The sequence below is a fragment of the Hoylesella shahii genome (assembly GCF_937990675.1).
Classification (GTDB): Bacteria; Bacteroidota; Bacteroidia; order Bacteroidales; family Bacteroidaceae; genus Prevotella; species Prevotella shahii.
This window is the reverse complement of the sequence record NZ_CALKQY010000074.1, coordinates 1-12,154: the sequence shown is the minus strand read 5'-3', so window position 1 is coordinate 12,154 and position 12,154 is coordinate 1. Positions and strand designations below refer to the sequence as shown.

10 protein-coding genes are annotated in these 12,154 nt (G+C 44.0%); 3 read left to right on the top strand and 7 right to left on the bottom strand.

Going from position 1 to position 12,154, the window contains the following annotated elements; genetic code table 11:
• Together QME03_RS10925 and QME03_RS10920 are read right to left on the bottom strand one after the other, a co-directional pair.
• Positions 1-370, bottom strand: a 370-nt coding sequence (locus tag QME03_RS10925) for a cysteine hydrolase family protein (protein ID WP_462675815.1), incomplete at its 3' end; no start/stop codon positions are given.
• A gap of 22 nt (positions 371-392) precedes the next feature.
• Positions 393-2,870: a bifunctional UDP-N-acetylmuramoyl-tripeptide:D-alanyl-D-alanine ligase/alanine racemase gene (locus QME03_RS10920; RefSeq protein ID WP_281724376.1), complete on the bottom strand. Its 2,478-nt coding sequence runs from the start codon at positions 2,868-2,870 to the stop codon at positions 393-395.
• 441 nt (positions 2,871-3,311) lie between these two features.
• Here QME03_RS10920 and QME03_RS10915 point away from each other — a divergent pair, with 441 nt between their 5' ends.
• Entirely contained in the window at positions 3,312-3,800 is a 489-nt protein-coding gene (locus QME03_RS10915) for an outer membrane protein (protein WP_281724375.1), read from the top strand.
• A 72-nt stretch (positions 3,801-3,872) separates the two neighbouring features.
• On the opposite strand, the gene QME03_RS10910 is transcribed toward QME03_RS10915, so the two are convergent.
• Together QME03_RS10910 and QME03_RS10905 are read right to left on the bottom strand one after the other, a co-directional pair.
• Positions 3,873-4,769, bottom strand: a complete 897-nt coding sequence (locus tag QME03_RS10910; protein ID WP_281724374.1) for a hypothetical protein — start codon at positions 4,767-4,769, stop codon at positions 3,873-3,875.
• Between the two features lie 81 nt (positions 4,770-4,850).
• Positions 4,851-5,627: a TrmH family RNA methyltransferase gene (locus QME03_RS10905; RefSeq protein WP_110370183.1), complete on the bottom strand. Its 777-nt coding sequence runs from the start codon at positions 5,625-5,627 to the stop codon at positions 4,851-4,853.
• A 444-nt stretch (positions 5,628-6,071) separates the two neighbouring features.
• Here QME03_RS10905 and QME03_RS10900 point away from each other — a divergent pair, with 444 nt between their 5' ends.
• Both QME03_RS10900 and QME03_RS10895 read left to right on the top strand, forming a co-directional pair.
• Positions 6,072-6,830 carry a head GIN domain-containing protein gene (locus QME03_RS10900; RefSeq protein ID WP_281724373.1) on the top strand — a complete coding sequence of 253 codons (759 nt, stop codon included), beginning with the start codon at positions 6,072-6,074 and terminating at the stop codon, positions 6,828-6,830.
• A 265-nt stretch (positions 6,831-7,095) separates the two neighbouring features.
• Positions 7,096-8,022: a hydrogen peroxide-inducible genes activator gene (locus QME03_RS10895; protein ID WP_025816270.1), complete on the top strand. Its 927-nt coding sequence runs from the start codon at positions 7,096-7,098 to the stop codon at positions 8,020-8,022.
• Positions 8,023-8,150: 128 nt separating this feature from the next.
• Here the strand turns inward: QME03_RS10895 and QME03_RS10890 are convergent, their stop codons facing one another.
• The 3 genes from QME03_RS10890 to QME03_RS10880 form a co-directional block, all read right to left on the bottom strand.
• The gene (locus QME03_RS10890) at positions 8,151-9,185 is read right to left on the bottom strand and encodes a hypothetical protein (RefSeq protein ID WP_110370185.1); all 1,035 of its coding nucleotides are present in this window, start codon (positions 9,183-9,185) and stop codon (positions 8,151-8,153) included.
• 43 nt (positions 9,186-9,228) lie between these two features.
• Complete coding sequence (locus QME03_RS10885; RefSeq protein ID WP_110370192.1) at positions 9,229-11,394, bottom strand: TonB-dependent receptor; 2,166 nt, start codon at positions 11,392-11,394, stop codon at positions 9,229-9,231.
• A 210-nt stretch (positions 11,395-11,604) separates the two neighbouring features.
• Positions 11,605-11,925: a hypothetical protein gene (locus QME03_RS10880; protein ID WP_281724372.1), complete on the bottom strand. Its 321-nt coding sequence runs from the start codon at positions 11,923-11,925 to the stop codon at positions 11,605-11,607.
• Positions 11,926-12,154 lie beyond the last annotated feature (229 nt).

The window sequence follows — 12,154 nt, the reverse complement described above, 5'->3', positions numbered from 1 at the left end:
CGTTGGGGCAAGCCCATCCCCACGAGCCAACGAGGCAATGTTCGGGCCACAAAGTGTGCACACGTCCTTGGCTTTCCATATCGTGCAGATAGGCAAGCACTTGCTCTTTAGGGGCAAAAACGGGTGCTATGCGTCCGTTTTCCACATCTTCTGCCCGCACATTGGCAAAGGGCTGCACGCCTTCACCTTGCCAGTAAGCACAATGTCCCACGTGGTAACGGCGGTGTGTGTCTAACGAAATGGCGATGGCTTCGGGGTTGTTCTCGTTAATATAATGTGCGATGGCCTCGATGGCTTTATTGGCATTAGGCACGTAAAGACTACCGTGGCTATCGGCAAAGTCGTTGTTGGGGTCGATAATAAGCAGCATGTAATGTATGTTTTTTGTTTATTTAATCTTGAAAATACACTCTGTTCACCCTGTTGCTGATGCCTGTAAGCACCTCGTAGGGTATGGTTTGTAGCACATTAGACAATTCGGTTACAGGTAAATTGTCGCCAAATATCTCCACGCTGTCGCCTTCGTGGCAGTCGATACCAGTAACATCAATCATTGCAACGTCCATGCAGATGTTGCCCACGTATTGTGCAGGTTGGTTGTTTACTAGGCAATAGCCGTTTCGGTTGCCCAATTTTCTGTTTAGTCCGTCGGCATAACCTATGGGTATGGCAGCAATCACGCTATTGTGTTCTATTGTTCCGCGTCGCGAATAGCCCACGGTGTCGCCTGCTTTAACCTCTCTCATCTGCAGGATTGTTGTGCGCAAGGTACTCACATTATTAATGATGGCATTGTTGCGAGGGTTAATGCCGTAGAGGCCTAGTCCTAAACGGCACATATCTAGTTGGCGTTGAGGGAAGTGTTCAATACCAGCAGAGTTGTCAATGTGTCGCAAGATATGGTGTTCGAAGGCAGCTTGCAGCATCTTACTACCAGCATCGAAACGTTCGAATTGGCTTTGCGAGAAAGAGTCGAACTCGTCGGCATCGGCTCCAGCGAAGTGTGAGAATACCGACTTAGGAATTAAAGCGTTTTGATTGTGTAGGCGTTCAATCAGGCGTGGCATGTCTTTGTCGGGGTCAAATCCCAGTCGGTGCATGCCCGTATCCAGTTTAATGTGCACAGGAAATCCAGTGATGCCCTCTTTTTCAGCAGCCTTAATCAGTGCCTCAAGCAGTCGGAAACTGTACACTTCGGGTTCTAAATCGTAGTCGAAAATGGTTTTGAAGGCTGTCATTTCAGGGTTCATTACCATGATATTACTAGTAATTCCATTACGTCTTAATGTAGCTCCCTCGTCGGCAACGGCCACAGCAAGGTAGTCGGCGCGATGGTCTTGCAGGGTTTTAGCAATCTCTACGGCACCAGCCCCATAGCCATCGGCCTTAATCATGCACACCAGTTTGGTGTTGGGGTGCATCAATGAGCGATAATAATTAAGGTTGTTAACCATGGCATTGAGGTTCACCTCGAGTGTTGTTTCGTGTACTTTTTTCACCATTTGCTCGGTAAGCTGGTCGAAACCAAAGCTTCTTGCTCCTTTGAGTAGTACCACTTCGTTGTGCAAAGTTTTGAAAACATCGCTGCGGATAAAGTCAGCCACCGAGTTAAAGAAATGTCGTTCGGCCAAAGCAATGCATGCATTGTTGGTGCAAATCTTTGGTCCTATGCCAATAAACTTTTGCACGCCACGCTGTTCGGCTAGGTTAGACACCTCTTGATATAGTTCTTTATCGGGCAGTCCGCTTTGTAAAATGTCGCTCAACACCAGCGTTCTTTTCTGTCCGTTGTGGTCGGGGCGTCGGTTCATAAAGTCGAGTGCAATGTTCAACGAGTTGATGTCTGAGTTATAAGAGTCGTTGATGAGCGTGCAACCGTTTAGTCCTTCTTTTACTTCTAGTCGCATGGCCACAGGTTCTAATTTGCTCATGCGCAGGTTAAGGGTGCTAGCATCTAAGCCCAAGTGTAAGCCAACGGTGGCGCATATAATGGAGTTGCACACCGAAGCATCGTCTATAAAGGGTAGCGAGAAGCAATTTGGTTCTCCTCCCTTATATATATAATGTATGGTTGTGTGTGTGGGTTGCTTGTCTATCTTGGTTATGCGCATGGCAGCATCGTGGTTTTTTACCGACCAAGCCAGGCGTTCGCCCTTGTGTTCAGTCTCGTTTAGTAGGCGTGTAACCATTTCGTCATCGGCGTTATACACCATTACTTGTGCCCCTTTAAACAGCCTTAGTTTTTCTCTGCACTTTTCTTCGGCCGACGAAAAGTTTTCTTCGTGGGCCGAACCAATGTTGGTTAGCACAGCAATGGTGGGCCTAATGATGTTGTGCAAGGCTTGCATCTCGCCTTTGAAGCTGATACCCGCTTCGAAAACACCCAGTTGCGAATGGCTGTTGAGCAACCAAACGGAGAGAGGAACGCCAATTTGCGAGTTATAACTGCGCGGGCTTCGCGTTATAACCATTTGTGGCGAAAGCAGTTGATAGAGCCATTCTTTTACCATTGTTTTACCATTGCTTCCAGTTATGCCCACTACGGGGATGTTAAATGTTTCTCGGTGGCGTTGAGCAAGGCATTGCAAGGCCTGAAGAGTGGAACTAACCACTAAGAAATTGGCATCTCCAAATTGGTTGGTGGCCTGCGTTGGCACTTCTTCAACCACAAAGCAGCGCACCCCGCGACGATAAAGTTCGGATATATAGTGGTGTCCGTCGTTACGGTTAGACCGCAAAGCGAAGAACAATGTTTCTTCAGGAAAACAGAGCGAGCGACTATCTGTGAGCACAAAACTGATGCGAGCCTCGGCATGGCCAAGGCGTTGTGCCCCGATAAGCGTTGCAACCCTTTCAATGGTATATGTCATTTCTTTGTTTATCTTTAAGTTGTTGCAAAGGTAGTGCAAGTTGGCAATACTGCAAAATAAATGCGTGGACTATTTTCTTCATTATCAATGAAGGTGCTTTTTAAATGCTTTGCTAAAGTTGATTGCTGATGCCTGCATGTTGAAGACTGTTAAATTAAGACGAAATTGCAGTTTAACATCTAGCGGCGCAATTGTTGCTAGTGCCTTTATATATGGGCTTTTTGACGGGATAGACGGATTTGATTTGTCTGTATTTACAAATCTTATAGTTGTTTTTCTTAGGGAAAAGTGTGCTAGTTATGTTTTTTTTATTTATCTTTGCCCCGAATTAGAACGATAATTTGAAAGGCAAACATACAAAATCAGAGAGTAATCTCACCTTGAATGCTGCTTTCTCGGCAGCGATTGAGGTAATTTAATCATTAAAATCAATAGAGAAAAATGAAGAAACTATTCTTAGTAGCCGCTTTCGCTATGGTAAGCGCATTTGCTTCTGCACAAGTTGCAGTTGGTGTTCACACATTGTATGGTACAGGCGTTGAAAACCTTGGTATTGGTGTAAGAGGTCGTTACGACATCACCGACAAGTTCCGTGCTGATGCAAACTTCAACTATTACTTCAAGAAAAACAACTTGGAGTTCTGGGATCTGAATGCAAACTTGCACTATCTCTTCAACCTTACCGACAAGTTCACCGTTTATCCTATGGCTGGTCTTGGTTATGCTAACGTTAAGTCAAGCTGGGAATATCAAAACCTTGGTATTGTATATAAGACTAACGATAACTATGGTAAATTCTGCGTTAACTTCGGTGGTGGTGTGGACTATGCATTGACTGAAGACCTCTACCTCAATGCTGAAGTTAAATACCAAGTTGTAAGCAACTACAACCAAACTGTGTTCAGCGCAGGTATTGTTTACAAGTTCTAAAGCTTGCTAAGCAATTAGCTTAAAAACATAAAGCCCGGAAGGTGTTGGTTCACTTTCCGGGCTTTTTGTGGTTTATTGCAATGTAGTTTCTTGTTTTTCTTTCTTCATTTGCTTACGATATTCTATCGAACCATAAGCGTAATAAAACACAAATTGCGTCCAAACCACCACTATCATAAACACAAACGTGGTGAGAATGAGCGAGCCTACGAACAGGATATTAAAGTATGTGGGCAGTCCAGAGGGGTCGTTCATGGTTATTTCCCCAACCAACGACGAAGCTTTCGCGCCAAAGAGGATAACGGTAGGTAAGAAAATAACTAGTCCTGCGCATAGCGATGCCAAAGCAGTAAAGAAGGTTGCGCCTATAAGGAGTGCACCTCCTTTAACACCAGCGACGTAATAGGCAATGAGATTGCGACGCAAACTACCAGTGGGCGACAATAAATAGCGCATCTCTACATATCTAAATGGCACCATGAGTAAGCCCGTTAGTAATGCCCATACAAGCAAAACAACACTAATAATCATAAAAAAAGTGGGTGTAAAGAGCTTGTCGGCGTGGTTTATTAGCACCATCCAACAGATAATAATGCCAATTACCGCAAGTAAAATATAGAAAACCACCTCTACTGCAACCACTGCTAACGAGCGACGAAGGTTTTGTTTAAATCCACTTTCGCTCACAAGTGTTATCACCGATGCCAAAAAATAGGCCCAAATTGCTGCTGCCACTAGCCATGTTACACTCTTTATTGCTGTGAGAAGTAGCAAGCGTTGAGGGTCGGTAGGTGTTTGCGAGGGTAAGCCTAGCAATGTAGTAAAGCCCATTATTGATACAGTAATGGCAAGGAGTAGGGCGGGTATCCATATTGCCTTAAGTGTTTTGGCGAAGTTTACGCCTAAAAGACTGTTTGCCATCTTTATGCAACTAGAGAGACTTCGGTCTTTAATTAGTTCGGTTTCCATGTTAATGTCTTTTTTATGGGGTTGTTTTTTAAGTTGACGAGTTTGCAAGTTTATAAGTTAGCAAGGCTTATAGTTATATGTTTAACGCATTTGTGCGCCCTGTCTTCTAAACTCTGCACATACGATGGCGGTGGCAATGGCAACGTTAAGGCTTTCTGCGCCTTGTTCAGTACCGACAAAACGGGGAATTAACAGCTTGTGACTTACACGCTGCCTAACAGCAGGCGAAAGACCTTTTCCTTCGTTTCCCATCACAATGATGCCATTTGAAGATAGGTCTTGTTGGTAAATGTTGGTGCCGTCTAACAGTGTACCATATACAGGTAGTGAAGCGGGAAGGACATCTAACAAAGGCTCTAGTGGTGTATAGCTCACTTTCACGCGGGCAATGCTGCCCATTGTGGCCTGAATTACCTTGGGGTTGAACACGTCGGCCGTGTCGTTGCTGCACACCACATGGCGGATACCAAACCAGTCGGCCAGTCTTATGATGGTGCCTAGATTGCCCGGGTCTTGTATTCCATCGAGCATTAGGGTGAGTTCGTTGGTTGCCACAAGTGTGTCAAGGCCGCTTTCCTGTTGGTTTGGTTTAGGAAACACGGCCATAACCTGTTGCGGAGCGCGCAAGAAGCTTATTTTTTGCAATTCGTCTTCGCTAACATTTATCAGCTCGGTAGTTGCAGCTAAGTGTTCAGGTGTCTGCCATTGGCTAGTGGCTACCAATAGTTTGGCGGGCATAATGGCCAGCAAATCGCCCACCACCTTTGGTCCTTCGGCTACAAAAACGCCTTCTGCATCGCGGTGCTTCTTCGCTTCCAGCGAGCGGATGTACTTTATTTTCGCTTTACTGATGGTCATCTTGCTGCAAAGTTACGTTTTTTTTAGGTAATCATGTGCATAGACGTAAGTTTATGATTAGTAAAACAGGCTAAATGATGCGAAATCTTTTGTTGCTTAAGCTCATCACGCCCTTTGCTTTTCTCGTAAGGTTGAGTGTTTGTCGATGGTTTGCTTTGTTTATTTCATCTCTGATTAGCCTCTTTCCATTGTTTTCGAGTAAAATCGTCGATGAGTTATTTTAAGATTGCATGTAAGCGTACTCTTCTGTTCCTTATTTTCGGTGTTTGTAGGTTGTTAAAATCTGTTTCTTTTTGTCTGCTTGTATCTGTTTTTTTCTTTTCAAAATGTTAATTAATACCTGTTTTCTGTATATTCTTGTTTTTCTTTCAGAAGGTTTGCAACCAAAGGTAGGTTTGCTACGTCTAAGAGTTGTATTAATTAAGTTATAAATAGATTTTAGAAATGAAACAACGAATTTTGTTAATCGCTTCTGCGATTCTCGTGGTGGGCGCTTTATTTGTGCCTTGCACCCGTGCTAATGCAGCTAACAATAAGCAAAAAGTAACCACCCAACAAGACTTAAAGTACTTTAAGCGCATTGTGATGTCAACTTCTGCTGACGTTCATTTTGTGCAGGGTACTAAGAATATGGCAAAGATAGTGGGCCCACAAGACGAAGTTGCTTCAGTGGTTTTGCGCGTAAGCGGTGAGACCTTATATATAGAGAGACAATCAAAGGGTAGCCGTTTATTCTTTTCATCGAGCGATGATGTAGACATCTACGTGTCTTCGCCCGACTTAATCCAACTGGATGTAAAAGGTTCTGGCGACTTTGAAGCCAATCGTCGTGTTGATACCGACCTGCTCACGGTTAACATAAAAGGTTCGGGTGACATCGATTTCAAAGATGTTATCTGCGATAAGTTGACCGTTTCTGTTGTAGGTTCGGGCGACATTGATTTTGGAATGGTTGATTGTCAACAAGCAACTGCAAGCGTTAGTGGTTCGGGCGACATCGAGTTTAAACGTCTAAAGGGCGACAATATGCATTTCTCGGTTAAGGGTTCGGGCGACATTAGCGCCTACATGACTAACGCAGGATACGTGAAATGCGATGTGTTGGGCTCAGGAGTGATAAAGCTTTCGGGCGTAGCAAAGAATGTGGATAAAACCGTTCGTGGCTCGGGAATGGTGGAAACCATGAACTTACAGATAAGATAATTGGAACATCACTGAACCATGATATAACAAATCATGAGCTTAAAATGGGCGCACCATTATTGGGAACACCGATATTGGTGCGCCTTTGTATTATCTCTTTTCGTTGGTTTTATACGATTAACCATGAAAAACATGCGAAAAGTATCATTAAAAACAGCGCAGGATAAAATTACGTCTGTTTTAACCTCATCTTAATATGCCATAAGTTTTGGTTTTGTTGTTAAGATATAGTACCTTTGTGGAACACAAAAAATATATAGATTAAATGACTTTACAACAACTTGAATACGTGATGGCGGTGTTTAGGTTTCGCCATTTCGCAAAGGCAGCCGAGTATTGTGGCGTTACACAGCCCACGCTTAGCTCGATGGTGCAAAAGTTAGAAGATGAGTTAGGGATTAAAATATTCGACCGTAAGAGTCAACCAATAGCGCCAACGCCAACTGGTAAAATGGTTGTGGAGCAAGCATGGAAGGTGTTATTGCGTGCAAGGAAGCTGAAAGAAACGGTTGAAGAAGAGAAAAACTCTTTGTTTGGCACGTTCACCATCGGCATACTTCCCACCATCGCACCCTATCTTATTCCGCGTTTTTTCCCCCAGTTGATGAACAAATATCCCGATATGGATGTGCGTATTGTGGAAATGAAGACCGAAGACTTGAAGCGGGCGCTGGTGCGTGGCGATGTTGATGCAGGTATATTGGCGCAACTGGAAGGCTTAGAAGAGTTTGATAGTGTGCCTTTGTTCTACGAACAATTCTTTGCATACGTGGCCGAAGGCGACCCATTATTCGGTAAAGAGAACATAAAAACAGCCGACCTGACGGGCGAATATCTGTGGCTGCTAGACGAGGGGCATTGCTTTCGCGACCAATTGGTGAAGTTTTGCCATCTTAAAGCGGCTACGGCTGCCAAGAAAGCCTATACACTGGGTAGCATCGAAACGTTTATGCGCATTGTTGAAAGTGGAAAGGGACTTACATTTATCCCCGAATTGGCTGTATATCAGCTAGACAAAAATCACAAACAACTGGTGCGTCCCTTTGCTATTCCTGTGCCAACACGCGAGATAGTGATGATAACAGGCAAGAACTTTATTCGCAAAACACTGCGTAGCCTGCTTGTTGAAGAGATACAAGCAAGCATACCTAAGGATATGCTAACGTTGAGACAGACGCAAAAAAAGATTTAATACCCTGATTATTGTTCTTCTGCACAATCCGAAGGGCAATTTAGATAGAAACAAAACAACCTGCATTTCTACGTTAAAGAAATGCAGGTTGTTTTATTTAATCCATGTTGATGATACATAATAAGGGCTTATAGCCAAACGCCTTTACCCAAATCGTGCGGTACTGTTGTGAAAATAGACTTGTGATAATCGCGAAGAGCTTCGGTCCACGTTAGGTTGTAAGCCTTCATGATGCGCTGAATAAGCTTGTTGCTTACTTCATTTTTGAAGCTATTCTCAGTGATGGTGTCCACATTTGTTTCGCTATCAAAATTATCCTCATCTATGTAGTCCTCTCTATCGGCATATACCACCACGGGAACGGTGAAGTTAATATCCCATGTGCCCTGTTGCAATTGTGTGGGTGTGAAGCGGTAATAGGGGCTAAAAGCACCAGTTTTGGGATCTTTTTTGCCCGTGAAACCATGATAGAGCCTAATGCGGAGGTCCATTGTTACATCGTCTTTTAAGAACAGCATAGCTCCCTTAAAGCCAATGGGGTTGGTAGTACCTGTGAGTTTGGCATTGTCGTACTTCACTGTTTTGTCCCAAGGTGTGGTGTCGGTGTATTTATAGTCGATGTAATCTGGCGTATTAGGCTTTTGGTTTACATCTTTTCCGCTCATCAATTCTTTTACGTTTTCAACAGTAAAGAAGTGTTGGTGAATGGCATCTTGTCCATTGTTAACAAACTGCTCGTTGATGAGTTTCCCCTGAGCGTTATAGTATTTAATGAGAAGCAGGTAAACAGGTGCAGGATTTTCCTCACCGTCTAGGCCTCCATAGTCGTGTGCTTTCACCACATAAAACTTGTTGTCACTACCTTCTGCCAAGGTTAAACCAATGCCTGGCTTTATCTCGTAGGTTATTTCCTGCACTCGTTTCAGATATTTAGCACTCGATTCAGAGTCTTGGTGAAAACCACCTCCTGTGTCTATTTTGCGCCAATCAGCGTGCATGTGTCCTTGAATCAGCTGCACAGTCACCTTAGCAGGGTCTTCGTGCAACTTGTTTTTTGTTTCGTCTATGGGTGTATCTACGTTGTTATCGCAAGCCGTGAATGTCAGTGCGAGCAAGGCTGCACAAGAGAATGTCAGCATTGACTTGAAAAAATTCTTTTTCATAACCTAAATTTTTATTGTTTTGTTGTTGTTATTATTGTTATTTTTAGAAAAACCAGCCGATAGAGAAGCGAATATCGCGCCCCATGTCGTGGGCATAGTATCGCGAACGGTTGGTGTATTCTTTATATTCTTTATTAAAAAGATTATCGGCTGACAGCAGCATACGCAGTTTATTACGTTCGCCAAGTGGCCAATCGATACCTGCCTCTAAACCAAAAAGGTTGTAAGTGGGAGGTGTAAAGTCGATGAGATCGTTTGCAGGATTAAAGCGTGTTTGCTTTAAAACCAGTCTGTGTTTAAGCTGTAACCAAGCATTACCCTTGCCCACACGTATGTCTTCCCAAGTGATGTCGTGGTCGAAACGCGCCGAAGGGATGTAGGGCAGATAGTTGCCTGTTTGCTTTTCATTGGCCCAGATAAGGCCTGATAGCAGATGATATTCCAAATGCAGCATGGGTTTCAGTCGCACGTCTAAGTCTATACCACGGAAGAAAGCGTCTGTTTGCTTGTATTGGAAAAGAGGATAAGAACCCGAGATGACTGTGACATACCTGCCTTTAAGTGGTTCATCGTAGATGTAGCCATTTATCCATTGTAGATAGGCGTCAACTCTTACTTCGGCAAAGGCGGAGCGATAAGAAAGCGACGTAACCCATTTTGTACTCTGTTCGGAGTGCATTGTAGAGTCGCCCATCACAAACATGCCCGAACCCAGTTCGTTACCGTTGCTATAAAGTTCGTGAACGTGGGGTGCGCGCCATGCCAAACCCAAGTTGGAGGTGAGTTTCAACTGCTCGTTAAAGCGATAGCTTGTACCAAGATTGTACGAGAAGTTGCTGAAAACATGATGCCCGCCATATAGTTTACCCGTGTAGTCATAGCCCGATGCGCGAGTTTCTTGGTTGTCGAAGCGGATACCTGTCTCAGCTGTCCAGTTGCCATTACGATATTTTTGTATGGCGTAGATACCCAAATCGTACTCGGTGTAGTTGGGGATAAGTGGCACAACGCCTGTTCCTGTTTGGTTACGATTGCGTATGTGCAAGTAGGTTGCTCCTGCTTCGGTGTTCCATTTGTTGTATGCCAAGTTCCATTTCAATTGGTTTTGAAATGAGGTGAGGTACATACTAACAGCGGGAATGTACGAGAGATTCATCCTTCGGATGCGATTCTCTTGTCTGTCGTCGGCTTGAAAGGCTGTTTGCCAAAAGAAATTACCGTATTTACCTGCATCGAAATACACCTTACCAATGGCAGTGTGGTGCACAATCTGTTGGAAGGGGTAATTGATATGTCGACTGTAGGGGTAAACTTCAGCGGGTTGACCTAGGGCAATACGTTCTTTAAGCAAGTCTTCACTACCCAATTGAGCGCTGTTAAGCACGCCCAACTTAAGATTGTACATGCTGTAATAGCCTTCAAGTTTCAGGGCATTGAGTTTGTATCCAAGCGATGCAGAGAAGTCGTGTTCGCGATAACCGGTGTTGTTAAGCACGTATTTAGCCGTGCTTTGGTCGCCCGAATTGGCATAAGTGCCTTGCAGTCGCCAGGCTAAGTTTTTGCTGAAGGGCATCGTACCTTCGGCCTGTGCCACTACAGAATAGCGTTTGCCATTGTTTCCGTAGAGCGTTCGAAGATGCCCCGAGAGGGCAGTTTGGCCATAGGGTAGTGCCTTTTGGTTCATCACGATGATACCACCAAGCGCTTCAGAGCCATATCTAACCGACTCGGCTCCTTTGATAACCTCAATAGAACCACTGCTGTTTTGATCTATCTCTGGTGCGTGGTCGACGCCCCATTGCTGTCCTGTCTGTCGTGCTCCGTTGTTAACAATAAGAATGCGATTGCCATACATGCCATTAATAACAGGTTTTGCAACGGTTGTTCCGGTTTGAATAGAACTAACTCCGCTAACATGTTCGAGGATGGAGGCAAGCGACTTGCCCATTGAACGGTCGATAAGGCTTTCGTCAATCTTGTTGCTCACGCTGTTAATGCTAGCTTGTTGTCGAACGCCTGTTACAACAATCTCGCCAATATTCTGTTCTTTATTAAGCTTTGATTTACCATTTTGCTTGTTGTTTTTTGTGTTGGTAGAATCGGCTTGTTCGCTTTTAAGAGCGGGAATAATTGGTTTTGTGGAGTTTATATTAGCCCAAGAGACCGTGCAAGCAGCAAGTGCGATGCACAGAATAGTTGTTTTTATCATACGCTTATATGTGTTGGCTTGTATGCCTAGGCGCATTGCGCTTGTAGCAAATAAGGCCAAACGGTGTATAATTACTAGTTTAGAGCAAGCGAACGCAGTTCTTGCTCTGATAAAGAAAAGGTGAATAATGCCCATACAGCCCATTCTAGAAAGTACATTTGTCTTTCCGAATAGACGCAATAGGGGCAGGGGCGTACAGTGTAGAAAAAATTAAGCGCGCGTTGGCGGCGAGTGGCTATTTACCGCTTCAACGTGGCGGTAAACAACTTGTTCGGTGAAGATGTAGGGTTTAAGGATGGTGGCATACACTGCGGGTTGATAGGTTTGCAGCGTAGGCGCACTAGCCTTATGCAGGATGAAATCGCAAATGAAACAAGAAGATTTAAATACCTTTGTGGTGCCATCACAAGTTAGATGAACTTTTGTTGGATGGTCTTCGTGCGCATGAAAGTCTTTGATAGCAAACACCGACATGAATGTTACGATGAACATCCATGCTAGAAATTGTCTGAAGTGTTTGTTTCTATTCATGTGCTTTATGTTTGTTTCAGCCAGTTGGCCACTATGGTAAAAGCATTGAATTTGCTTTGCACCATTATTTGCATTGCAAAAATACGACAAAAGGGCGAACCTTGTTTTAATTTCGTGTTTTTGTTAGTGTTATTTAACGCTTGACGTTCGCCTTTTATCCAACCAATGGCTTCTTATTTCTCTGCTTTTTATCGTTTAGAGTATGCAGAAATGTCCCCTTTCTGTAGGT

Excerpts from the sequence above, each read along its gene's own strand:
- QME03_RS10915 (WP_281724375.1), top strand. The coding sequence starts at position 3,312 with ATGAAGAAACTATTCTTAGTAGCCGCTTTCGCTATGGTAAGCGCATTT.
- QME03_RS10895 (WP_025816270.1), top strand. The coding sequence starts at position 7,096 with ATGACTTTACAACAACTTGAATACGTGATGGCGGTGTTTAGGTTTCGC.
- QME03_RS10900 (WP_281724373.1), top strand. The coding sequence starts at position 6,072 with ATGAAACAACGAATTTTGTTAATCGCTTCTGCGATTCTCGTGGTGGGC.
- QME03_RS10880 (WP_281724372.1), bottom strand. The coding sequence starts at position 11,925 with ATGAATAGAAACAAACACTTCAGACAATTTCTAGCATGGATGTTCATC.
- QME03_RS10905 (WP_110370183.1), bottom strand. The coding sequence starts at position 5,627 with ATGACCATCAGTAAAGCGAAAATAAAGTACATCCGCTCGCTGGAAGCG.
- QME03_RS10920 (WP_281724376.1), bottom strand. The coding sequence starts at position 2,870 with ATGACATATACCATTGAAAGGGTTGCAACGCTTATCGGGGCACAACGC.
- QME03_RS10890 (WP_110370185.1), bottom strand. The coding sequence starts at position 9,185 with ATGAAAAAGAATTTTTTCAAGTCAATGCTGACATTCTCTTGTGCAGCC.
- QME03_RS10910 (WP_281724374.1), bottom strand. The coding sequence starts at position 4,769 with ATGGAAACCGAACTAATTAAAGACCGAAGTCTCTCTAGTTGCATAAAG.
- QME03_RS10885 (WP_110370192.1), bottom strand. The coding sequence starts at position 11,394 with ATGATAAAAACAACTATTCTGTGCATCGCACTTGCTGCTTGCACGGTC.